The organism is Streptomyces sp. NPDC104106 (assembly GCF_055584345.1).
In genome coordinates this window covers 212,208-235,571 of sequence record NZ_JBVJMF010000001.1, presented here as the reverse complement: position 1 = coordinate 235,571, position 23,364 = coordinate 212,208, and the positions used below count along the sequence as shown (strand labels likewise).

Sequence of the window (23,364 nt, the reverse complement as noted above, 5' to 3'; positions counted from 1 at the left end):
GCACGCCCCCTACTCCCGTTTTCCGGCACCCCTGCCGTCACGCTTCTGTGAGGACCTTTCGTGGCCGATCGATCCCGTCCGTGGCCGGCGCTGATCGCGCTGATCGTCGGCTACTTCATGGTGGTGCTGGACATGACCATCGTGGCCGTCGCCAACCCGGTGATCATGGACAGTCTCCATGCCGACGTCACCTCCCTCGTCTGGGCCACCAGCGCCTATCTGCTCACCTTCGCCGCGCTGCTGCTGCCCGCCGGCCGGCTGGGCGACCACTTCGGGCCCAAGCGGGTCTACCTCGCCGGCCTCGCCCTGTTCACCGCCGCCTCCCTGGCCTGCGGACTGGCCCCCTCCATCGGCGCGCTCATCGCCGCCCGCGCGGTGCAGGGCGTCGGCGCGGCCCTGGTGACCCCGCAGACGATGGCCGTGATCACCCGGACCTTCCCGCCCGAGCGGCGCAGCGCCGCGATGAGCCTGTGGGGCGCCGTCGCCGGGCTCGCCAACCTGGTCGGCCCGCTGCTCGGCGGACTGCTCGTGGACCGGGCGGGCTGGGAGTGGATCTTCTACGTCAACGTCCCCGTCGGCGTCGCCGGGTTCGTGCTGGCCGTCCGCTACGTACCGGCGCTGCCCGCGCACACCCACCGCTTCGACCTGACCGGCCTCGTCCTCAGCAGCGTCGGCATGTCGCTGCTCGTCCTCGGCATCCAGGAGGGCGGCAGTCAGGGCCGGCCTGGCTGGACCTGGTGGTCGGTCGCGGCCGGCGTCGCCCTCCTCGCCGTCTTCGTCGCCCATCAGGCCCGTACCACCGCAGACCCGCTGCTGCCGCTCGGCATCTTCCGCGACCGCGCCTTCGCGGCGGCCGCCCTGGCCGTCGGCCTCGCCGCCGCCGCGGTGGCCGCCGTGATGGTGCCGCTCTACCTCTACCTGGAGTCGGTGCGCGACCTGCCCGGCACCAAGGCGGGACTGCTGCTCGCCCCCATGGCCCTGCTGGCCATCGTGTTCGTCCCGGTCATCGGTCTGTTCGGGGACCGGCTGCATCCGCGCGTGGCGCCCGTGACCGGCCTCGCGCTGTTCGCGGCCACGCTCGCCGGGTTCGCGCTCCTGATGACACCGGACTCGCCCGTCGGTCTCTTCCTCGTCGGCGCGGCCCTGGCCGGCACCGCCAACGCCTGCATCTGGCCCTCGCTCGCCGTGGCCGCCACGCTCCGGCTGCCGGCCGGGCGGGCCGGCGCGGGCGCGGGCGTCTACAACGCGGTGCGCCAGGTGGGCTCCGTCCTCGGCAGCGCCGCCGTGAGCGCCGTCGTGGCGTCCCGGATGGCCGCCCGGGGACTGCCCGCCGACGTCGCCGCGGGCACCGACGGGAGTACCAGCGTCCCGAGGGCCCTGCGGTCCGCCTTCGGCAGCGCCCTGGCGGACGCCGTCTACCTGCCCGTCGCCCTGCTCGCCCTCGGCGCTCTCGTCGCCGCGCTGATCGTCCGCGCCGAGCGTCCGGCCCCACAGGCCCAGCCCTCGACCTCCGTGGCGGTGAACCCGTGAACGGCACAACGGCCGTGCATTACTTCCTCAGCCTGTCCGCCCTGCTGGCGGTGGCCAAACTCTTCGGCGCCCTCGCCCGCAGGGTGCGCCAGCCCGCCGTCGTCGGCGAGATCGTCGCGGGCGTGGCCTGCGGCCCGCTCGTCCTGCCCGCATCGGTGCGGCACACCCTGATGCCCGCCGACGTCCAGCCCCTGCTGGGCGCGCTCGCCGCGCTGGGCCTCGCCCTGTTCATGTTCGTCGTGGGTTACGAGCTGGAGCACACCCTGCTGCGCGGCCTGAAGGGCAGCGCGCTCGGCGTCGCCACGGGTTCGGTCGTCGTACCGCTCGCCCTGGGCGTGCTCCTGGCACTGCCGCTCGCCGGGCGGTACGCCCCCGGACCGAAGGCCGGGTTCGTCCTCTTCCTCGGCATCGCCATGTCCGTCACCGCCTTCCCCGTGCTGGCCCGCGTGCTCTCGGACCGCCGGCTGACCGCCACCCCGCTCGGCGGCCTCGCCCTCGCCGCCGCGGCCTTCGGCGACCTGGTGGCCTGGGTGGCGCTGGCCGGCGTGGTGGCGCTGTTCGGCACCGCCTCGCAGTGGCGGATCAGCCTGCTGCCCGGGTACGTCCTGCTCCTCCTGGCCGTCGTACGACCGCTGCTCGGACGGCTGCTGCGCCGCTGCGCGGACCGCGGGACCCCGCCCCTCGCGCTGTTCCCGATCCTCATCGTGGGTCTGCTGATGTCCTGCGGGGCCGCGGAATGGCTCGGCGTCCACTACATCTTCGGCGCGTTCGCGTTCGGTGCCGTCATGCCCCGCGGCGGCTTCGAGGAACTGCGCCTGCACGTGATCGAGGGCGCGAACCACGTCGGCGCGCTGCTGCTGCCGCTGTACTTCGTGGTGGCCGGTTCGAAGGTCGACCTGAACGGCTTCGGGCTGTCGGCCCTGCTGACGCTCGTCGTCATCCTCGTCGTGGCGGTGGCCGGCAAGGCGGCCGGCGTGTACGGCGGGGCGCGGCTGTCCGGGCTGGACCACAGGCTCGCGCTGCCGCTGACGGCGCTGATGAACATGCGGGGCCTCACCGAGCTGGTCATCCTCTCGGTCGGCCTCGAACTCCGTCTGATCAACGGCACCGTCTACTCGATGATGGTCGTCATGGCCGTGCTCACCACGGCGATGGCCGGACCGGTGCTGGACACCAGGCGCTTCGCCGTCGCCGTCGCCGCGGAGCCGGCCGACGAGGTGTCCCGGCCGTCGCGAGAGGACCGCGCGAGCGCCCGCGCGGAGCGGGAATCCGACAAGGAACCGACAGGAAACAGCCGATGAACCTCAACGAGCACGTCGACGACTACTGCGAACGGACCTCATCGGCCTTCTGGTCCGAGCCGGTCGACGCGATCAGCAACGTCTCCTTCCTCATCGCCGCCTGGGCAATCTGGCGGATGCTGGCCCCGGACCGCGTCACCGGCCGGAAGATACCGGTCAGCATCGCCTTCACCACCCCGCTGATGGTCTGCATCGGCCTGGGCAGCTTCGCCTTCCACACCATCGCCACCCGCTGGGCCCAGGTCCTGGACGTCGCACCGATCGGCCTGTACGTCCTGTGGTACTTCGGCAGCTTCCTGCTCTGGTTCTACGGCCAGCCCCTGAAGCGGTGCGTGCTCGGCGTCGGCGCCTTCATCGTCTTCCTGGCCGTGTTCATCGCCGTGGCGGGCCCGTACATCCCCAACAGGTCCGGCACATACGTCCCCGTCCTGCTGCTGCTCATCGCCATCACCGTGACCCTGCGCGCCTCGCGCGACGCCGAACTGCGCGCCCACGCCCCCTCCTTCGCCTGGTCGACGCTGGTGTTCGTCGTCGCCCTGGCCGCCCGCACCCTGGACGAGCGGGTCTGCGGCTCGCTGCCCATCGGCACCCACTTCGTCTGGCACCTCGGCGACGGCCTGCTGGTGTACCTGACCTCCCGCGCGCTCATCCACCGCTGGCGCGCCCGGACGGCCGCCGCGGACACCGAGGGCACCGACCCGGCCGGCACGTCGCTGTCCGTCGGCCGGTGAGCGAGCCCCGGGCGGCGGTCCGTGCCGGGCACGGTCCCGCCGGTGCGCCGCCCGGGGCGGGCCCCCGCGCGGCGGCGGCCGGTGTGCCGCCCCGGCCCGGCGACTGCCACCTGTGGGCGTGGCCCGCCTCCGCCTCCGCCGCGTTCCGTGCGCTGCTCACCGAGGAGGAGGCCGCACGCGCGGACACGCTGCCGGCCGGGCCCCCGCGCGCCACGTACGTCACCTCGCGTGGCCTCCAACGCGCCCTCGGCAGCCACTACTTGGGCACCCCGCCCCACCGGCTGCGGATCGACCGCACCTGCGCGCACTGCGGAGCCGGACACGGACGGCCCCGGTTCCCCGCGGCGGCCGGACGGCTGGACTACTCGGTCGCGCACACCCGGGACTGGGTGCTGGCCGTAGTCGTCTCCGAGGGCCTCGTCGGCGTGGACGTCGACACCGTGCCCGACCCGCGGACCGCCCTCCGCCTGGCGCGCAAGGCACTGACGGACGCGGAGCGGCGGGAACTGGCCCGCCTGCCGCAGGCCGCGCGTGCGGCGGCCTTCGTCCGGCTGTGGACGCGCAAGGAGGCGGGCAGCAAGCTGGCCGGCCGCGGGCTCGCCGCCCGCTTCGCCCATCTCGACGCGACCGGACCGACCCTGCGCCCGGCGGGCGATCTCCCCGCCGGCTGGCCGCCGGACCCCGTCCACCTCCTCGACCTGCCCCCGGCCGGCCCGCTGCGCACCGACCACCGCGGAGCACTGGCCACCACGGCGCCGATCGACCGCATCCTGCCACCGGCGAGCTGGGACCATCCGTAGGCAACCGCCCCGCGGCGGCGCGGACCGGCGACCGGCCTGCGGCGGGAGGGGAGGCCGCGGCCGGCCATGGCGAGACCGCTAGGGCCAAGGGGGTGGTGGCCGCCGTGGTCAGCCATGGCGCCGGCCGCGACCGGACGGGGCGGCGCGCGGCCGGTCGGGCAAGCCGCGGCCGGGTGTGGGCGGGGTTCCTGTCGGCTGTGCGGGGCGTGAGCGGGTGGGGGCAGGGTTCCGGTCGGTCGTGCGGGTGGTGAGTGGGTGGGGGCAGGGATCCGGTCGGTGGTAGGGGCCGTGGCCGGGCATGGCGGGGCGCGGCCGGTCACAGAGGCCGTGGTAGGCGGGAAGACGGCGGGGCGGTCACGGGGAGGCGCGGCCGGCCATGGTGAGGTCGCGGCAGGTGGGGGCCGAGGCGAGATCTCGTGGTCGGTCACGGAGCCGTAACTGGCCGCGGAGAGGCCGTGGCCGGGTGGGGCGCCGCCGAAGGGCTGTGCGGCGGGGTGCCTACCGCGCGGCCTTCAGGGCCTCTGCCAGTGCCAGGAGATCCCGTACGGCGTACGCGGGCCGGGACATGCTGCGCGGATAGTCCGGCGTACCGTCCCGCCACAGCCACGCCCCGCCCAGGCCCGCCTGCTGCGCGCCCTCGAGGTCCCACGGATGCACGGCGACCATCAGGGCCTGCTCCGGCGCCACCGCGACCTGCTCGACCGCGTAGCGGTACGCGGCCGGGGCCGGCTTCCAGCAGCGGGGGCCGCCCACGTCCAGCAGAGCCTCGAAGCGGTCCGCCACGCCCGCCCGGTCGAGCAGCCGCCGGGTCAGGCCGGCGTCGCCGTTGGTCATCGTCACCAGCCGGAACCCGGCGTCACTCAACCGCCGTACCCCCTCCGGGACATCGGGGTGCACCTCCAGCTCGGCCAGGCCGTCCAGGACGTGCCGGGCGCCCTTCTCGACGTTCCCGGTCCACCCGGGGACGCCCGGCAGCAGCGTGCGCAGACCGTCCAGCGCGAGGGCCGCGAAGTCGGCGTACGTGCCCGCCGCCGTCAGCGCGAACCCGTCCCGCAGCACCCCCGCGAACCACGTCGGCATCAGCCCGGCGGGGGCCCCGATCTCCTCGAAGCGGGCGCTGAGCGCGGTGAAGTCGCTGAGGGTCTCGTTGACGTCGAAGACCAGCACCGGCCGGTCCCCGTGCTTCCCTGCGGACATGGCTCCCCTTCTCCGGCCCCTGCCGGGCCCTCGGTCCTCTGCTCAGGCATCCCGCAGCAGGCAGGTCAGCCGGGCGCTGCACACCCGGCGGCCCTCCTCGTCACTGATCACGATCTCGTACGTCGCCGTGGACCGGCCCCGGTGCACGGGTGTGGCCACCCCGGTCACCAGGCCGGAGCGGACCCCGCGGTGATGCGTGCAGTTCAGGTCCACGCCGACCGCTATCTTCGAGCTGCCGCCGTGCAGCATGGCACCGACCGAGCCCAGGGTCTCCGCCAGCACCGCGGAGGCGCCGCCGTGCAGCAGGCCGTACGGCTGGGTGTTGCCCTCCACCGGCATGGTCCCGACGACCTTGTCCGCGCAGGCCTCGACGATCTGCACACCCATGCGCGTACCCAGGTGTCCGGCCGAGAACAGGGCGGCCAGGTCGACACCCAGCGCCGCGTACTCGTCGACGACCTCCTGCGGGAACGTCACTTGCTGCTGCTCACCCATGGGCCCGGCTCCGTTCGTCGTCCAGCTGTCCGCACAGCTTCCTGCTCGCTGAGCAAACGCTCAGTCGGTCGCCGATTGTTCCAGACGGCCCGCCGTGCCCGCCGTGTGATCTTCGAGACGTACGACGACGGACTTGCTGGCCGGGGTGTTGCTGGTGTCGGCGGTGGCGTCGAGCGGGACCAGGACGTTCGTCTCGGGGTAGTAGGCCGCCGCGCAGCCCCGGGTCGTCGGGTAGTGCACGACGCGGAAGCCGGGCGCCCGCCGCTCCACGCCGTCCTTCCACTCGCTGACGAGATCGACGTACGCCCCCTCGGCGAATCCGAGCGCACGGGCGTCCTCGGGGTGCACGAGCACCACCCGGCGCCCGCCGGTGATGCCCCGGTAGCGGTCGTCGAGACCGTAGATCGTGGTGTTGTACTGGTCGTGCGAACGCAGCGTCTGCAACAGCAGGCGGCCCTCGGGCAGTTCGGGGTACTCCACCGGCGCCGCCGTGAAGTTCGCCTTGCCCGTGGCGGTCGGGAAGCGGCGCTCGTCGCGCGGGGCGTGCGGCAGCGTGAAGCCGCCGGGCCTGGCCACGCGCGCGTTGAAGTCCTCGAAACCGGGCACCACGCGCGCGATGCGGTCACGGATCGCCGTGTAGTCCTTCTCGAACTCTTCCCACGGCACGACGCTCCGCTCGCCGAGCACACGGCGCGCGAGGCCGCAGATGATCGCGGGCTCGGAGCGCAGCCGCGGGCTCGCGGGCGCGAGCCGCCCGCGCGAGGCGTGCACCATGCCCATCGAGTCCTCGACGGTCACGAACTGCTCGCCGCCCGCCTGCACGTCCCGCTCGGTGCGACCCAGCGTGGGCAGGATCAGCGCCCGCGCGCCGGTGACCACGTGCGAGCGGTTGAGCTTCGTCGACACATGCACCGTCAGCCGCGCTCGCCGCATCGCGGCCTCGGTGACCTCGGTGTCGGGAGAGGCGGAGACGAAGTTGCCGCCCATGGCGAAGAACACCTTCGCCTCCCCGTCGCGCAGCGCGCGGATCGCCCGTACGACGTCGAAGCCGTGCTCGCGCGGCGGCGCGAACCCGAACTCCTTCTCCAGCGCGTCCAGGAACGCCGGGGCGGGCCGCTCGAAGATGCCCATCGTGCGGTCGCCCTGCACGTTGGAGTGGCCGCGCACCGGGCACACCCCCGCGCCCGGGCGGCCGATGTTGCCGCGCAGCAGCAGGAAGTTGACCACCTCGCGGATGGTCGGCACCGCGTGCTTGTGCTGGGTGAGGCCCATGGCCCAGCAGACGATGGTGCGCTGCGAGGCGAGCACCATGCCGAGGGCCCGCTCGATCTCCGCGCGGCCGAGGCCCGTGGCCCTGAGGGTCTCGTCCCAGTCGGCGGCCCGGGCGGCCGCGGCGAACTCCTCGAAACCGTGCGTGTGCTCACGCACGAACCCCTCGTCGACCGCGCCTTCCGTCTCCAGGACGAGCTTGTTCAGGAGCCGGAAGAGGGCCTGGTCGCCGCCGATGCGGATCTGCAGGAACAGGTCGGTGAGGGCGGCGCCCTTCAACAGGCCCTGCGCGGTCTGCGGGTTCTTGAACCGCTCCAGGCCGGCCTCGGGCAGCGGATTGACGCTGATGATCTTCGCGCCGTTCGCCTTCGCCTTCTCCAGCGCGGAGAGCATCCGGGGATGGTTCGTGCCCGGGTTCTGGCCCGCGACGATGATCAGGTCGGCCTGGTGGAGGTCCTCCAGCAGGACACTGCCCTTGCCGATGCCGATGGTCTCGGACAGCGCCGAGCCGGACGACTCGTGGCACATGTTGGAACAGTCCGGCAGGTTGTTCGTGCCCAGCTCGCGCGCGAAGAGCTGGTACAGGAACGCGGCCTCGTTGCTGGTGCGGCCCGAGGTGTAGAAGACGGCCTCGTCGGGGGAGGAGAGGGCCGCGATCTCCTCGGCGACGATGTCGAAGGCGCGCTCCCAGGTCACCGGCTCGTAGTGCGTGCCGCCCTCGGGGAGGTACATGGGGTGCGTGAGCCGCCCCTGCTGGCCCAGCCAGTAGCCGCTGCGGGTCGCCAGATCCGCCACCGGGTGCGCGGCGAAGAACTCCGGCGTGACCCGGCGCAGCGTGGCCTCCTCGGCGACCGCCTTCGCGCCGTTCTCGCAGAACTCCAGCGCGTGCCGGTGGTCCGGCTCCGGCCAGGCGCAGCCCGGGCAGTCGAAGCCCTTCTTCTGGTTCACCTGGAGCAGCGTCAGCGTGGTGCGCCGCACGCCCATCTGCTGCTGGGCGATGCGCAGGCTGTGGCCGACGGCAGGCAGCCCCGCGGCCGCGTGCTTCGGCTCCGCGACCCGCGGCGCGTCCTGGACCGGATCACCCTTCGGCGGCTTCGTCGCCATCGCACGCTCCCCTTCGACTGCATGTGAGATGTACGCCGACGATCCTCCCACGGGCCGCTGACAACGCCGAGGCCGACCGTGGCCCGTCCCTGTTCACCGGCGGTGCCACGGTACGTGACCGGCTGGCGACCCTCTGCGCCCCGGGCCGGAGTGTCAGTGCGGCGTGGCAGGATCGGGGACGTGGCAGAGACAGCATCGAAGCAGACCGACACGACCCCCGGCGGTACCCGTCCCCGGCTGATGCTCATGGACGGGCACTCGCTGGCCTATCGCGCGTTCTTCGCGCTGCCCGCGGAGAACTTCACGACCGCGACCGGCCAGCCGACGAACGCGATCTACGGCTTCGCGTCGATGCTGGCCAACACGCTGCGTGACGAGCAGCCCACGCACTTCGCCGTGGCCTTCGACGTCTCGCGCAAGACCTGGCGCTCCGAGCGCTTCACCGAGTACAAGGCGAACCGCTCCAAGACCCCGGACGAGTTCAAGGGCCAGGTCGAGCTGCTCGGCGAGCTGCTCGACGCGATGCACGCGCCCCGCTTCGCCGTCGACGGTTTCGAGGCGGACGACGTCATCGCCACCCTCGCCACCCAGGCCGAGGCCGCCGGCTTCGAGGTGCTGATCGTCACCGGCGACCGCGACTCCTTCCAGCTGGTCACCGAGAACATCACGGTGCTCTACCCCACGAAGGGCGTCTCGGAGCTGACCCGGTTCACCCCGGAGAAGGTTTTCGAGAAGTACGGCTTGACGCCCGCCCAGTACCCCGACTTCGCCGCCCTGCGCGGCGACCCGTCCGACAACCTCCCCGGCATCCCCGGCGTCGGCGAGAAGACCGCCGCGAAGTGGATCAACCAGTTCGGGTCCTTCGCCGAACTCGTCGAGCGCGTCGAGGAGGTCAAGGGCAAGGCGGGGCAGAACCTCCGCGACCACCTGGAGTCGGTCAAGCTCAACCGCGTCCTGACCGAGCTGGAGCGCGAGGTCGAGCTGCCGAGGACGGTCGCCGACCTGGAGCGCGCGCCGTACGACCGCACGGCCGTCGCGATGGTCCTGGACACCCTGGAGATCCGCAACCCGTCCCTGCGCGAGCGGCTGTACGCCGTCGACCCGGGAGCGCAGGAGGCCGAGGCCACCCCGGTCGCCACCGACGGCGTGGAGATCGACGGCACGGTCCTGGCCACCGGCGAGCTGGCCCCCTGGCTCGCCCGGCACGGCGCCGAGCCCCTGGGCGTGGCCACCGTCGACACCTGGGCGCTGGGTACCGGCTCGGTCGCCGAGGTCGCCCTCGCCGCGGCCGGGGGAGCGGCCGTCTGGTTCGACCCGGCCGAGCTGGACGAGGCCGACGAGAACGCGTTCGCGGCCTGGCTGGCCGACGCCGACCGCCCCAAGGTGTTCCACAACGCCAAGGGCGCCATGCGCGTCCTCGCCGAGCACGGCTGGCGCGTCGAGGGCGTGACCATGGACACCGCGCTCGCCGCGTACCTGGTCAAGCCGGGCCGCCGCTCCTTCGACCTGGACGCGCTGTCCCTGGAGTACCTGCACCGCGAGCTGGCACCCGCCGCCGCGGCCGACGGCCAGCTCGCGTTCGGCGCGGACGACGGCGCCGAGGCCGAGGCCCTGATGATCCAGGCCCGCGCGGTCCTCGACCTGGGCACGGCCTTCGAGGCCCGCCTGGAAGAGGTCGGCGCGGCGGACCTGCTCCGCGACATGGAGCTGCCCACCTCCGCCCTGCTCGCCCGCATGGAGCGGCACGGCATCGCGGCCGACCGCGCGCACCTGGAGACGATGGAGCAGACCTTCGCGGGCGCCGTGCAGCAGGCCGTGAAGGAGGCCCACGCGGCCGCCGGCCACGAGTTCAACCTGGGCTCGCCCAAGCAGCTGCAGGAGGTCCTCTTCGGCGAACTGGCCCTGCCCAAGACCAAGAAGACCAAGACCGGCTACACCACGGACGCCGACGCCCTGGCCTGGCTCGCCACCCAGACCGACAACGAGCTGCCGGTCATCATGCTCCGCCACCGCGAGCAGGCGAAGCTGCGCGTCACCGTCGAGGGCCTGATCAAGACCGTCGCGGGCGACGGCCGTATCCACACCACCTTCAACCAGACGGTGGCCGCGACCGGTCGGCTGTCCTCCACGGACCCGAACCTGCAGAACATCCCGGTGCGCACGGACGAGGGCCGGGCGATCCGCCGCGGCTTCGTGGTCGGCGAGGGCTTCGAGTCGCTGATGACCGCCGACTACAGCCAGATCGAGCTGCGTGTGATGGCTCACCTCTCCGAGGACGAGGGCCTGATCGAGGCGTTCACCTCCGGTGAGGACCTGCACACCACGGTCGCCTCACAGGTGTTCGCCGTCGAGCGGGACGCGGTGGACGCGGAGATGCGCCGCAAGATCAAGGCCATGTCGTACGGCCTCGCCTACGGCCTGTCCGCGTTCGGGCTCTCCCAGCAGCTGAACATCGACGCGGGCGAGGCGCGCGCCCTGATGGACACCTACTTCGAGCGCTTCGGCGGGGTCCGCGACTACCTCCGCCGCGCGGTCGACGAAGCGCGGGCGACGGGCTACACGGCGACCCTCTTCGGCCGCCGCCGCTACCTCCCCGACCTCAACAGCGACAACCGCCAGCGCCGCGAGGCGGCCGAGCGCATGGCCCTCAACGCGCCCATCCAGGGCACGGCGGCCGACATTGTCAAGATCGCCATGCTCAAGGTGGACGGCGCGCTGCGGGCGGCGGACCTGAAGTCCCGCATGCTCCTGCAGGTCCACGACGAAATCGTCCTGGAGATCGCCCCCGGCGAGCGCCACACCGCGGAGGAGATCGTCCGACGCGAGATGGCGGGCGCCGTCCACCTGAAGGCCCCCCTGGACGTCTCGGTGGGCGTGGGCCCGGACTGGGAGTCAGCAGCCCACTGACCCTCCGGCGCGAGCGCGGAGGGCGCGCCACCGCGAGGCGGGCTCCGACGCCCTCCCCTCAGGGCCGGCTCCGCCCCGGGACGTCCCCGGCCAGGGCCGGACCGGGACCACCTCGAACGTCCCGAACCCGGGACCGACTCGAACGCCTCGGCCAGGGGTGTGTCCCCCGCCCGGCCGGGGTCGGCTCCCACGCCCTGACCGGGGTCGGGGTCGGCTCCATCACCCTGGACCAGCGCAGCGCCGACCCCCGGTCGGGGTCGGCTCGCCCGGTCGGGGTCGGTTCCGACACTCTGGGCGGGGGGTGGTGTCGCCTCCCCCCCCGGTCGGGGGTGGCTCCCTCTGACGGGGGTGGCTTCCTCTGACGTGGTCGGCTGCAACACTCTGGGCGAGGGCAGTGCCGCCCCTAGTCAGGGCCGGCTCCGCCCCGCCGGGGTCGAGTCGACGCCGGCGGCCAGGGCAGTCCCCAACACCCCTCGCCAGGGTGTCCGCACCCGGCCGGGGGCGCGTCCAATGCGCCGGGCAGAGCAGTTCCAACGCCCCTGACGGGGGCAGCGCCTCCGCCGGGGTCGGTTCCAGCACGCTGGATCAGTGCAGCCCCCGTCGGGGCGGGCTCTGGCCGTCCGCCTGGGGTCGTTCCGACGCCGCCCGCCAAAGCAGTCCGGCACGTCGCCGACGAGGGCAGCCCCGAACACCCCGTCGGGGCTGGCCGACCACCAGCCAGGGCTGCCTCCAACGCCTCCGGCCGGGTCCGGCTCCAAGCCCTCGACGCCGGACGCCTTTCGGCTGAGCGTCGCGACAGGTTCCGTCCCGTCGCCGATGGCGCTCGGGCGAGACGGTCCGGCGGTGCCTAACCGGGGTCGGCCTCCCGCGCCCGCACGCCGCGGGCAGCACGCGGCCGGAGTCGGCAGACGGACGCCGGCCGACCCCCGAAGGGCCCGGTCCGTCACTCACGTGGCCCCCGCCAAAACGCCCCGCACCCCCCGCAGCCGCAACACTGCGGGCATGGGTATACACATGCTTCACCGCCGGACGCCCGAGGCGGAGACCCGGGCGACCTGGGAAGTCACCGCCTCGGCGCAGGACAGGCTGCCCGCCTCGCCGGTCCCGGCCCTCGCGGCCGGCGCCAGCACCGCCCGCGTCCCCGTGGACCTCGCGGAGAGCGTCCGTACGGCAGTCAGGCGCCTACGGCGCAGACTCGCGGCCCTGACCGCCCGCGCCGACCACATCCCGGACTGGCGCCAGTGGGCCGACCTGGCCCGCGGCTACCTCGCCCTCGTGCTGGCCCTCGTCCCGAGACCGCGCCCCCGGCACACCCTCACCGTCTTCGTCGCCTCCCTCACCGACCGCGCGGCCGACCCCGGTCCACGGCGACCGCCGCACGGGGACCACCGGGAGCCTCCGGCGCCGGGCCTCGACGGCACCCCCTGACCCCGAGGGCGTACAGCAGCGCCCCGGGGGACGAGCCCCGCCCCCGGAGCACCGGGCCGGAACCGCATCCCACAGCCGGGCAGGAGCGCCCACGCCGCCCACTCCCACGCCGCCCGCTGCACCGCCCCGGCCGCCGCGCAACCGCCGACGACGGCCCCGGCCCCCACCTGTCCCGCACGGACACCGGCAGTCCCGCCGGGCCCCCGCACGGCAGCCGCCGCGGCACTCCTGCGAGGCAGACGGCGAGCAGGGCCGCGCCCGCCTCGGACGAAGCCGTACGGGAGCCATGCGCACACCGGCACCCCCACCAGCCGGTCCCGCCCGAGGGCCGGAAGCAGGCGCGCCCCCAGCGGCCCTCCTGCGTGAAGCGTCCCGCCTCCCCATGGGCCGGCGCGCCCAGTACCGCGGAGACGTACCACCACCCCACCATGGCGGCCCGCACGCGCGCGCGTGGCGCACCGCGGCGCAGCCGAGCGGCCGGCCACAGCCGTGCCACGCCCAGGTGACGGGCGCATCGACCGTGACGACGCCGGCGAACGCGTGCGTGGCCGCGCCGAACTCCGTGCCCTCAGAGGGGACATTCGCCGCGTAGAAGGTCATGCCGGGCGCGAAGGAACCAGCCACGAGCAGCGCCGGCACCAGCGGACCGCGCCCGGCCCCGTGCCGGCGCATCGCGGGCAGGACGGCCGCCGCGTGGCTGAGTGTGAACGGCAACAGGGCCCCTCGAAAGGTCGTCGGCCGTGCCGCCGCAGGCGGTGATCAGGCCCGTTCAGCACGCGGGACCTCGCCGAGCGGCCACGGGCGGGAACGATAGTCGGCCAACCGGTGAAAACCGGACGTGAACGGGTGCCCGGGTCAAGCAAGTTGTCGTAGGGTCACGAGCGGCGTCGGACCGGCGCACGGGAGCACGGACAGCACACCGACGGAACAGCGCATCAGATGCAACCGGAGCACCGGGTCAACCGTCACACCAGAGCAAGGCCGACGGACGGAGACGGACGCAGGGGCGTCCACAGGAGGGGTTCACTCTATGGCGGCGCATTTCGGCAGGCGGCTGCGCAAGGGGGCGGCGACCACCGCCGTGGCCGCGGCAGCGGTCGCGGCACTGTCCGCGTCCCAGGCTCCGGGAGTGACCGGCGAGGACCACGGCAGACGGACGGCGGCCGGCGCCTCCGCTCCCGTACCGGGCGCGGACGGCGGCGCCACCGGCAACTCGCCGTACTACACGGACCTTCCGCCGCTGAACAGCCCCAACCCCAGCCCGGGCCCCAGCTCCTCGCCGAACGCCGGCACCCCGGTCGTCCGGGGGAACGGCGAGGCCGGCATACCGGCGACGGTCCTCGACGCGTACAAGAAGGCCGAGGCCGAGCTGCGCTCCTCCAAGCCCGGCTGCAACCTGCCCTGGCAACTGCTCGCCGCCATCGGCCAGGTCGAGTCGGGCCAGGCCGACGGCGGCCGGGTCGGCGCCGACGGCACCACGCTGACCCCGATCCTGGGCCCGGTGCTCGACGGCAACGGCTTCGCGCTCATCAAGGACACCGACCACGGGGCGTACGACGGCAGTGCCGAGTACGACCGGGCCGTCGGCCCGATGCAGTTCATCCCGTCGACCTGGGCCTGGGCCGGCCGCGACGGCAACGGCGACGGCAAGAAGGACCCCAACAACGTCTACGACGCCGCCCTGGCCGCCGGCCACTACCTGTGCCGCAACGACTGGGACCTCTCGCGCGACGCCGACCTGCACAGCGCGATCCTCAGCTACAACAACTCGCAGGACTACCTGAACACGGTCCTGAGCTGGCTGGAGTACTACCGCAAGGGCAGCTACTCCGTGCCCGACGGCACCGGCGGCCTGCCCAGCCACCGCAGCGACGACGGCACCCGGCACACCCAGTCGCCGACGCCGACGGACCCGCCCACGTCCCAGCCCTCCCCGAGGCCGGACCCGGAGCCCAGCAAGCCGAGCAAGCCCGGCACGCCCGGCGGCGGAAGCGGCAGCCCGACCCCGCCCACGCCGCCCGCCCCGCCGACCCCCACCGACACGGTGGACCACCTGGAGAACCCGGGCACGGGCCCGCTCACCGCGATGGCCGGTGACGCCTTCACGGACCGGATCTCCGCCCGGGCCGCGACCAAGCTGGGCAATGCCGTCGCCAAGGTGCGCATCCGGTTCACCATCAGCGGCGACACGGACGCCACGTTCACCGGCGGCGAGACCGTGGCCACGGTCACCACGGACGCCAAGGGCGTCGCCCTCGCCCCCGCGCTCCAGGCGGGCGAGAAGACCGGCGGCTTCAAGGTCACCGCGTCCGTCGTGGGCCGCTCGCTCAAGGGCGTCGACTACCAGGCCACCGTCACCGCGCGCGCCGCCGACACCCTGACCCGCACCAGCGACACCCCGCCGACCTGTACCCCGGGCGGCGAGTTCACCGACCAGGTCCAGGTGAAGGCGACGTACAAGGGCGCCGTCGCGGACAAGGTCGCGGCCACCGCGACGCTGATCAAGTCGGACACGGACGCCACCGAGAACGACAAGGGCCCCTACTTCAAGGACGACAAGGGCAAGACCGTCCGCACCCTCACCGGTCTCCAGACCGACGCCAAGGGTCTGCTCACCCTGCCCAAGCTGTACGCCGACGACACCACCGGCACCTTCCTGCTCCGCATCACCACCACCGGCGGCGCGACGCTCACCGTCGAGCTCAAGGTCGCCGCCGCCGACACCTCGTCCGGTCCGTCCCCGTCCCCGAGCCCGTCCGCCTCCTCCTGATCCCGACCGAAGAACGAACAGGGCGCCCTCTTCCGTTCCCACAGGGAGGGCGCCGTCGTTCGTGCGTGCACCGCTGTTCTCATCTCACCCCGCCGTTGCTACGGTGCCGAACCTGACGACCCATCAGGAGCCGTCAGGACGCGACCGTCCGCCGGGAGGCCCGTATGCGCGCCCTGATCGCCGCCGCGACCGGTCTCGCCCTCGCGTTCGCCCTGGTCCTCACGATCAGCGCGACGGGTTCGCCGTCCGGTCGGACGTCCCCCAAACCGCTGCTGACCACGGTGCCCGCGCACCCGTAGTCGCGCCCGTCCGGGAGGGAGGCCGCGCATGCGCCGCACGGCAAGCCTGGTCCTGCTCGCCTGCGCCGTCTTCTGCGCGGCGCTGTCCCCGCTCGTGCGCTGGTACGCCTTCCCGCGCCTGGCCAGGATCCCCGCGAACCAGTACCAGGACATGGTCCTTCAGGCAAAGGACGCCACCCTCCTCGACTACGGCACCATGCAGGCGAAGAAGGTCCCGGAGGTCACCATCGTGCAGACCCTCAAGGGCGACGTGGGGGCCGCGCGGAAGATCGAGAAGACGGCGGGGCGGCCGGTCGTCGTCTGGGACGGCCTGTCCTACGTACAGGGCCCCGACGGCAAGATGGTCTCCAAGGTCCCCGAGCGCTACGTCTTCGACGCCCACACCCAGGACCCCGTGCACGCCACCGGCGAGATGGTCGACGGCGACCCGGTCACCCGCCGGGGCATCGAGTTCAAATGGCCCTTCCTCACACAGAAGCGCGACTACGAGTACTTCGACGCCCAGACCCGCACCACCAGCCCCATCCACTACAAGGGCACCCAGACCTTCCGGGGGCTGATGGTCTACTACTTCGAGCAGACCATCCCCTGGACCAAGGTGCCCATGCCCAAGACGATGCCCGTGCAGGGCATCACACCGGAGTCGGTCGCGAGGACCGGAACGACCCGCTGGTACAGCACGGTGCGCAGGTTCTGGGTCGAACCCGTCACCGGCGCGCCCGTCTACGGCGAGGAGGACCACAAGGAGGAACTGCGCGGCGGCACCCTGCTCGGCGGCCGGGCCGCCGTCACGGCGTTCGCCGGCGACGTCAAGATGCGCGAGGACTACATCGAGCACACGGTCGCCCTCGTCAAGCACAACCGCAGCCTCGTGCTGACGCTCACCTCCTACGTCCCCTGGGGCTCCCTGATCCTCGGCCTGCTGCTCCTCGCGCTCTCCCTCTGCCTGGAGGCCCGCTCCCGCCGGCCCGGGGACCCGGCACCCGCGCGGTCGGCGGAACCCGAGCCGGTCAGCGCCTGAGCCGTGCGTTGGTGTGCCGGGTGGGCTCGGCGGTCGCCGGGTCCCCGGGCCACGGATGCTTCGGGTACCGCCCGCGCAGCTCGGCCCGTACGGCCTGGTAGCCGTCCTTCCAGAAGGAGGCGAGATCGGCCGTGACGGCGGCCGGCCGCCCGGCGGGGGAGAGCAGGTGTATCAGCAGCGGCACCCCCGCCACGGCGGGTGTCTCGGCCAGTCCGAACATCTCCTGGAGCTTGACGGCGAGCACCGGTCGCTCGGGGTCGGCATAGTCGATCCGGATTCTGGACCCACTGGGCACGACGATCCGCTCCGGCGCGAGTTCGTCCAGCCGCGCGGCTTCCCCGCTCGCCCACGGCAGCAACCGCGCCAGCCCCTGCCCGGCGTCGAGCCGGCCGAGATCGGCCCGCCCCCGCGCCCTGCTCAGCTCCGGCTCGAGCCACTCGTCCACGCGCGCGTACAGCGCATCGTCGGACACGTCCGGCCACGGCTCCCCGATACGCTCTCGCAAAAACGCCAGCCGCCGCCGCAGCACCTCCGCCTCCGGCGTCCATCGCAGCACCCCGAGGCCTTCCTGCCGCAGCCCTTCGAGCAGAGCGCCGCGTACGAGCGCGGGATCGGCGTCCTTCAGGGGCCGCGCGGCCAGCTCGATCGCCCCCAACCGCTCGACATGCCGCGCCACGACATCCCCGTCGGCCCAGTGCACCTCGTCCCGCCCGGTGAGCAGGGCCCCGGCGGCTTCGAGCGCCACGTCCTGCGCCACGGCGGCGCCGAGCAGCACACGCGCGTGCCCTCTCCCCGCGGGCCGATCGGCGACGGCGACGACGATCCAGGGAGCCCCCCGCAACGCCGATCCCTCATTCAGCTCGGCCCGCGTGCCCGAGGCCATCAGATACGACCCGCCGTCGAGCCGGGCGACCCGCTCGGGAAAGGCGAGCGCGGCGACAAGCCCGGCGAGCCTGTCATCACCGGGGCCTGGTCCGACCCGCCCGGTGCCTCCTGACCGACGGTCAGGCGCGGGCTCGGGGGACAGCTCCCGGGAGACGGCCCGCAGCCGCCGTACCTCCGCGGCCCAGCGCCCGGCATAGGCGTCACCCCCACGCCGGGCGAGCCGCAACGCACCCGCGAGGTCATCACCGTAGTCCCGCGGCACCTCCTCCGAAAGCAGGGCGACGACCTCGGCGCCCCGGCCGGACGTGTCCAGCAGCGCCCGCCCCAGCCGAGGGTGCACACCCAGCCGCGCCAACCGCACCCCGGCCGGCGTCGCCCGCCCGGCACAGTCCACCGCCCCCACGGCCGCCAGCGCGGAGCGTGCCGCCGCCATCGCACCGCCCGGCGGCGGATCCAGCAACGCCAGCCCGGAGGCGTCGGGATCGCCCCAGCAGGCCGCCTGAAGGGCGAACGCGGTCAGGTCGGCCAGCTTGATCTCCGGTGCCGGAAAGGCCGGCAGGCGCCCGTCCTCGGCCTGCGTCCAGCACCGGTACACCACCCCCGGCGCCTCCCGCCCGGCACGCCCCGCCCGCTGCCGTCCGGCCGCCCGGGACGCCCGTACCGTCGTCAGCCCGCTCAGCCCGCGGGCGTGATCCACCCGTGGTTCCCGCGCCAGCCCCGAGTCCACGACGACCCGTACCCCGGGCACGGTCAGCGACGACTCGGCGACCGACGTGGCCAGCACCACCCGGCGCCGTTCCCCGCCCGCCAGCACCGCGTCCTGTGCCGTGGCCGGCGCCCGCCCGTGCACCTGGAGCACCTCGACGTCCCCCAGGTCCCCGAGCCGCCCGGCCACGCGCGCGATCTCGCCGACGCCGGGCAGGAAGCACAGCACGTCGCCCGCCCGCTCGGCCAGCGCCCGCCGCACCACCGACGCCACGTGGGCGAGCAGCGCCGGATCGACCCGCATCCCGTGCGGCGGCCGCACCGGAGGCGCGGGCGGCGCCCACACCACGTCCACGGGATGCGCGACGCCCGCCGCCTCCACCACCGGCGCCCCGCCGAGCAGTCGCGCCCAGCCCTGCGCGTCCGTCGTCGCCGACGCCGCCACCAGCCGCAGCTCCGGCCGCAGCGTCTGCCGCACGTCCCACAGGAAGGCGGCCGCCGTGTCGGCGTCCAGATGCCGCTCGTGGCACTCGTCCAGCACGACCAGGTCGACGCCCGCCAGTTCCTGGTCCCGCTGCAGCCGCTGGAGCAGCACACCGGTCGTCACGACCTCCACGCGCGTGTGCCGCCCCACGGCCCGCTCGCCGCGCACGGTGAAGCCCACGCTCTCGCCCGGCTGCTCGCCGAGCAGCCACGCCATGCGCCGGGCCGCGGCCCGCGCGGCGATCCGCCGCGGCTCGGCCACCACGACCCGCCGCGCCGGGCCGTCCCCGACCAGCCCCGCCAGCACCAGCGGCACCAGCGTCGTCTTGCCGGTGCCGGGCGGCGCCACGAGGACGGCGGTGCCGGCCGCCGCCAGCGCGTCGGTCAGGGCGGGCAGGGCGGAGCGCACGGGCAGCGCGTCCAGGGCGTCGTAACGGATCACGCCCCCAGTGTCGTACGCCGTCAGACGTCCCCACGCGTGCGTTGCCGCGCGTAGCCCTCACGCGGGCCTGAGCCAGGAGCGAGACAGCCCGTCACGCACGCGCGCGCGTGCGGCCTGCTCAGTCCCGCTCGCACACGAAGATCGCCGTGCCCGGGATCAGGCTCCCGCGCAGCGGGGACCAGCCGCCCCACTCCGCGGTGTTCCAGGCCGGCCACTCCGGCTCCACCAGGTCCACAAGGCGGAAGCCCGAGGCCACGATGTCCCGGACGCGGTCGCCGAGCGTCCTGTGGTGCTCGACGTAGACCGCGCGGCCCTGCTCGTCCTGCTCGACGTACGGCGTGCGGTCGAAGTAGGAGGAGGACACCGACAGGCCCTCGGGGCCCGGCTCGTCCGGGAACGCCCAGCGGATCGGGTGCGTCACCGAGAAGACGAACCGGCCGCCCGTCCGCAGCACCCGGCGCACCTCGCGGAGCACCAGCCGGGGATCGGCGACGAACGGCAGCGCCCCGTACGCGGAGCACGCCAGGTCGAAGGAGCCGTCCGCGAAGGGCAGCGCGCCCGCGTCCGCGCAGACGAGGGGAAACGATCCGCCGATCCGCAGGGCGTGCTGGAGCTGGCGGTGCGAGAGGTCGAGCGCCACCGGCCGGGCACCCTGGGCGGCCAGCCAGCGCGCGCACTGCGCGGCGCCCGCTCCGATCTCCAGGACCTCCTTGCCCTTCAGCTCCTCCGGCGGGCCGAGCAGTTCGGCCTCCATCTCGTCCAGGCCCTCGGGGCCCCACACGAAGCGGTCGTCGCCGAGGAACGTGCCGTGCTCGACCTGGTACTCGTCCGCGTTGCGGTCCCACCAGCCCCGGTTGGCCCGTGCGCTCTCCGCGACATCGGCGTCACGTCGCGTGGCCTCCGAGGTGGAATCCACGGCGTTGCCGTCGTCGTACGGTTCCGGCTCTTGGATGATCGGCTCCCTCGTCGTACTCTTCCGTCCAACCCGCCGGGGTCTGCCGCGGAAGGGGTCCCATGGGCCCGCGTGTGGCCTCCCGGGACGTTTCTTCTGCCGGGAATGCGGCGATCCGCACCCCGTGTGCGCCTTCGCGCATTGACCCTGTCCGGCTGCCCCCGTATGCTACAAGTTGCGCTGCGGGCCTGCGCACCTCAGACGTAGCAGGCTGCGCTCGCATCTGTTGTATGTCCCCTCGGTTGTCGAGGCGCCACCAGCGGTTTTGTGTGGCGCTTCCTTGGCTGTCCGGCTTCATCAGAGCGAAACGGGCTCCCGGCGTAAGCAGTACCTACGACTTCAATGTCCGTACCGGAGCCCTTTCCCACATGACGAGCAGCACCGAGACCACCGCCACCACCCCGCAGGTAGCGGTCAACGACATCGGTAACGAGGAAGCCTTCCTCGCAGCGATCGACGAGACGATCAAGTACTTCAACGACGGCGACATCGTCGACGGCGTCATCGTGAAGGTCGACCGGGACGAGGTCCTGCTCGACATCGGTTACAAGACCGAAGGTGTCATCCCGAGCCGCGAGCTCTCGATCAAGCACGACGTCGACCCGAACGAGGTCGTCGCCGTCGGCGACGAGATCGAGGCCCTTGTCCTCCAGAAGGAGGACAAGGAAGGCCGCCTGATCCTCTCGAAGAAGCGCGCCCAGTACGAGCGTGCCTGGGGCACCATCGAGAAGATCAAGGAAGAGGACGGCATCGTCACCGGTACCGTCATCGAGGTCGTCAAGGGTGGTCTCATCCTCGACATCGGCCTCCGTGGCTTCCTGCCGGCCTCCCTCGTCGAGATGCGCCGTGTCCGCGACCTCCAGCCGTACGTCGGCAAGGAGCTCGAGGCCAAGATCATCGAGCTGGACAAGAACCGCAACAACGTGGTCCTGTCCCGCCGTGCCTGGCTGGAGCAGACCCAGTCCGAGGTCCGCCAGACGTTCCTCACGACCCTCCAGAAGGGTCAGGTCCGCTCCGGTGTGGTCTCCTCGATCGTCAACTTCGGTGCCTTCGTGGACCTGGGTGGCGTCGACGGTCTGGTCCACGTCTCCGAGCTGTCCTGGAAGCACATCGACCACCCGTCCGAGGTCGTCGAGGTCGGCCAGGAGGTCACCGTCGAGGTCCTCGACGTCGACATGGACCGCGAGCGCGTCTCCCTGTCGCTGAAGGCGACCCAGGAAGACCCGTGGCAGCAGTTCGCCCGCACCCACCAGATCGGCCAGGTCGTGCCCGGCAAGGTCACGAAGCTGGTGCCGTTCGGTGCGTTCGTCCGCGTGGACGAGGGCATCGAGGGTCTGGTCCACATCTCCGAGCTGGCCGAGCGCCACGTGGAGATCCCGGAGCAGGTCGTCCAGGTCAACGACGAGATCTTCGTCAAGGTCATCGACATCGACCTCGAGCGTCGTCGCATCAGCCTCTCGCTGAAGCAGGCCAACGAGTCCTTCGGCGCCGACCCGTCGGCGGTCGAGTTCGACCCGACCCTGTACGGCATGGCCGCGTCGTACGACGACCAGGGCAACTACATCTACCCCGAGGGCTTCGACCCGGAGACCAACGACTGGCTGCCGGGCTACGAGAAGCAGCGCGAGGAGTGGGAGCGCCAGTACGCCGAGGCGCAGTCCCGCTTCGAGCAGCACCAGCAGCAGGTCATCAAGTCTCGCGAGGCCGACGCCGCTGCCGCGGCCGAGGGCGGCGAGGCTGCGGCTCCGGCCGCGACCGGTGGCTCGTACTCCTCCGAGGGCGCCGACACCTCCGGCGCGCTGGCCTCGGACGAGGCGCTGGCCGCGCTGCGCGAGAAGCTGGCCGGCGGCCAGAGCTGAACGCTCACCGCTGAGGCTTAGCCGATAGCTGGTCCTGAGGGGCCGCACCTTCCCAGGTGCGGCCCCTCAGGTGTTGCCGGGGGCGGTGGTCGTTCGTCCGCCGCGGGTCCGTTGCGGCCTCTTCGGCGGTTCCCCGCGCCCCTGGTCCCTGATCAGTGGCCTGTCATGGGAATGCCCGCCCTCCAGCGCGCGTTGACCCTCAGGAACACGAGGAGGAGCGGTCACAGTGCTTGATCCGCAGGGTTTGTACGCATGGGAGCCGAAGGGCCTCGCCGTGGTCGACATGGCGCTCGCCCAGGAGTCGGCCGGCCTTGTCATGCTCTACCACTTCGACGGATACATCGACGCGGGCGAGACCGGCGACCAGATCGTCGACCGGCTGCTCGACTCACTGCCCCACCAGCTCGTCGCCCGTTTCGACCACGACCGGCTCGTGGACTACCGGGCCCGTCGGCCCCTGCTGACCTTCAAGCGGGACCGCTGGACCGACTACGAGGTGCCGGCCATCGAGGTCCGACTCGTCCAGGACGCCACCGGCGCCCCCTTCCTGCTGCTGTCCGGGCCCGAGCCGGACGTCGAGTGGGAGCGGTTCGCGGCGGCCGTACGGCAGATCGTGGAGCGGCTCGGCGTGCGCCTGTCCGTGAACTTCCACGGCATCCCCATGGGCGTCCCGCACACCCGCCCGGTCGGCCTCACCCCGCACGGCAACCGCACCGACCTCGTCCCCGGCCACCGCAGCCCCTTCGAGGAGGCACAGGTGCCCGGCAGCGCCGAGTCGCTGGTGGAGTACCGCCTCGGGGAGGCCGGGCACGACGTCCTGGGCGTCGCCGCGCACGTCCCGCACTACATCGCGCGCTCCCCGTACCCCGACGCCGCCCTGACCGTCCTGGAGGCCATCACGGCCGCCACCGGGCTGGTCCTGCCCGCCGTCGCGCACTCGCTGCGAACGGACGCGCACCGCACCCAGACGGAGATCGACCGGCAGATCCGGGAGGGGGACGAGGAACTCACCGCGCTCGTCCAGGGCCTCGAGCACCAGTACGACGCCGCCGCGGGCGCCGAGAGCCGGGGCAACATGCTCGCCGAGCCGGTGGAGATCCCGTCGGCCGACGAGATCGGCCGGGAGTTCGAGCGGTTCCTGGCGGAGCGCGAGGGGGACAACTGACCTCCACCGGTCCCGCTGTCA

At 73.1% G+C, this 23,364-nt stretch carries 16 protein-coding genes and 1 pseudogene; 11 read left to right on the top strand and 6 right to left on the bottom strand.

Going from position 1 to position 23,364, the window contains the following annotated elements; all coding sequences use genetic code 11:
- Positions 1–60: 60 nt before the first annotated feature.
- The 4 genes from ACZ60X_RS01130 to ACZ60X_RS01115 are packed head-to-tail and all read left to right on the top strand — an operon-like array spanning position 61 to position 4,362.
- A complete protein-coding gene (locus ACZ60X_RS01130) occupies positions 61–1,530 on the top strand; it encodes a DHA2 family efflux MFS transporter permease subunit (RefSeq protein WP_469591999.1) in 1,470 nt (489 codons plus the stop codon).
- A complete protein-coding gene (locus ACZ60X_RS01125) occupies positions 1,527–2,831 on the top strand; it encodes a cation:proton antiporter (RefSeq protein WP_469591997.1) in 1,305 nt (434 codons plus the stop codon). The genes ACZ60X_RS01130 and ACZ60X_RS01125 overlap by 4 nt, the downstream gene beginning before the upstream one ends.
- Positions 2,828–3,562 carry a ceramidase domain-containing protein gene (locus tag ACZ60X_RS01120; protein ID WP_469591994.1) on the top strand — a complete coding sequence of 245 codons (735 nt, stop codon included), beginning with the start codon at positions 2,828–2,830 and terminating at the stop codon, positions 3,560–3,562. The genes ACZ60X_RS01125 and ACZ60X_RS01120 overlap by 4 nt, the downstream gene beginning before the upstream one ends.
- Complete coding sequence (locus tag ACZ60X_RS01115) at positions 3,559–4,362, top strand: 4'-phosphopantetheinyl transferase family protein (RefSeq protein ID WP_469591992.1); 804 nt, start codon at positions 3,559–3,561, stop codon at positions 4,360–4,362. Before ACZ60X_RS01120 ends, ACZ60X_RS01115 begins: the two co-directional genes overlap by 4 nt.
- Before the next feature lie 498 nt (positions 4,363–4,860).
- Here ACZ60X_RS01115 and ACZ60X_RS01110 read toward each other — a convergent pair whose 3' ends face one another.
- From ACZ60X_RS01110 to ACZ60X_RS01100, 3 genes are read right to left on the bottom strand one after another with little or no spacing between them, the layout of a single operon-like run.
- Positions 4,861–5,559, bottom strand: a complete 699-nt coding sequence (locus tag ACZ60X_RS01110) for a haloacid dehalogenase type II (RefSeq protein ID WP_469591990.1) — start codon at positions 5,557–5,559, stop codon at positions 4,861–4,863.
- 42 nt (positions 5,560–5,601) lie between these two features.
- Positions 5,602–6,054 (bottom strand): hotdog fold thioesterase, encoded by a 453-nt coding sequence (locus tag ACZ60X_RS01105; protein ID WP_469591988.1) that lies wholly within the window; start codon positions 6,052–6,054, stop codon positions 5,602–5,604.
- A 60-nt stretch (positions 6,055–6,114) separates the two neighbouring features.
- Entirely contained in the window at positions 6,115–8,427 is a 2,313-nt protein-coding gene (locus tag ACZ60X_RS01100) for an FdhF/YdeP family oxidoreductase (protein ID WP_469591986.1), read from the bottom strand.
- 180 nt (positions 8,428–8,607) lie between these two features.
- On the opposite strand from ACZ60X_RS01100, the gene polA reads away from it, so the two are divergent.
- Positions 8,608–11,334, top strand: a complete 2,727-nt coding sequence (gene polA, locus ACZ60X_RS01095) for a DNA polymerase I (protein WP_469591984.1) — start codon at positions 8,608–8,610, stop codon at positions 11,332–11,334.
- A 1,002-nt stretch (positions 11,335–12,336) separates the two neighbouring features.
- Positions 12,337–12,762 carry a hypothetical protein gene (locus tag ACZ60X_RS01090; protein ID WP_469591981.1) on the top strand — a complete coding sequence of 142 codons (426 nt, stop codon included), beginning with the start codon at positions 12,337–12,339 and terminating at the stop codon, positions 12,760–12,762.
- 558 nt (positions 12,763–13,320) lie between these two features.
- On the opposite strand, the pseudogene ACZ60X_RS01085 reads toward ACZ60X_RS01090, so the two are convergent.
- A pseudogene (locus tag ACZ60X_RS01085) lies at positions 13,321–13,434 on the bottom strand (DUF4184 family protein); the annotation flags it as partial.
- A 358-nt stretch (positions 13,435–13,792) separates the two neighbouring features.
- On the opposite strand from ACZ60X_RS01085, the gene ACZ60X_RS01080 reads away from it, so the two are divergent.
- The 3 genes from ACZ60X_RS01080 to pgfA all read left to right on the top strand — a co-directional run bounded on the left by ACZ60X_RS01080 (position 13,793) and on the right by pgfA (position 16,852).
- Positions 13,793–15,532 carry a lytic transglycosylase domain-containing protein gene (locus ACZ60X_RS01080; protein ID WP_469591979.1) on the top strand — a complete coding sequence of 580 codons (1,740 nt, stop codon included), beginning with the start codon at positions 13,793–13,795 and terminating at the stop codon, positions 15,530–15,532.
- A gap of 164 nt (positions 15,533–15,696) precedes the next feature.
- Positions 15,697–15,831 carry an SPW_0924 family protein gene (locus tag ACZ60X_RS01075; protein WP_469591978.1) on the top strand — a complete coding sequence of 45 codons (135 nt, stop codon included), beginning with the start codon at positions 15,697–15,699 and terminating at the stop codon, positions 15,829–15,831.
- A gap of 28 nt (positions 15,832–15,859) precedes the next feature.
- A complete protein-coding gene (pgfA, locus tag ACZ60X_RS01070) occupies positions 15,860–16,852 on the top strand; it encodes a cell envelope lipid trafficking protein PgfA (protein WP_469591977.1) in 993 nt (330 codons plus the stop codon).
- Here the strand turns inward: pgfA and hrpB are convergent.
- Together hrpB and ACZ60X_RS01060 are read right to left on the bottom strand one after the other, a co-directional pair.
- Positions 16,842–19,367, bottom strand: coding sequence for an ATP-dependent helicase HrpB (gene hrpB / locus ACZ60X_RS01065; protein WP_469591973.1), 2,526 nt, complete (start codon positions 19,365–19,367; stop codon positions 16,842–16,844). The genes pgfA and hrpB overlap by 11 nt on opposite strands.
- Before the next feature lie 118 nt (positions 19,368–19,485).
- On the bottom strand, positions 19,486–20,319 hold the full coding sequence (locus ACZ60X_RS01060) for a class I SAM-dependent methyltransferase (RefSeq protein WP_469592970.1): 834 nt from the start codon (positions 20,317–20,319) through the stop codon (positions 19,486–19,488).
- 368 nt (positions 20,320–20,687) lie between these two features.
- On the opposite strand from ACZ60X_RS01060, the gene rpsA reads away from it, so the two are divergent.
- Together rpsA and ACZ60X_RS01050 are read left to right on the top strand one after the other, a co-directional pair.
- Positions 20,688–22,178, top strand: coding sequence for a 30S ribosomal protein S1 (rpsA, locus tag ACZ60X_RS01055; protein WP_208031661.1), 1,491 nt, complete (start codon positions 20,688–20,690; stop codon positions 22,176–22,178).
- A gap of 226 nt (positions 22,179–22,404) precedes the next feature.
- Positions 22,405–23,343 carry a PAC2 family protein gene (locus tag ACZ60X_RS01050; protein ID WP_469591970.1) on the top strand — a complete coding sequence of 313 codons (939 nt, stop codon included), beginning with the start codon at positions 22,405–22,407 and terminating at the stop codon, positions 23,341–23,343.
- Positions 23,344–23,364: the final 21 nt, after the last annotated feature.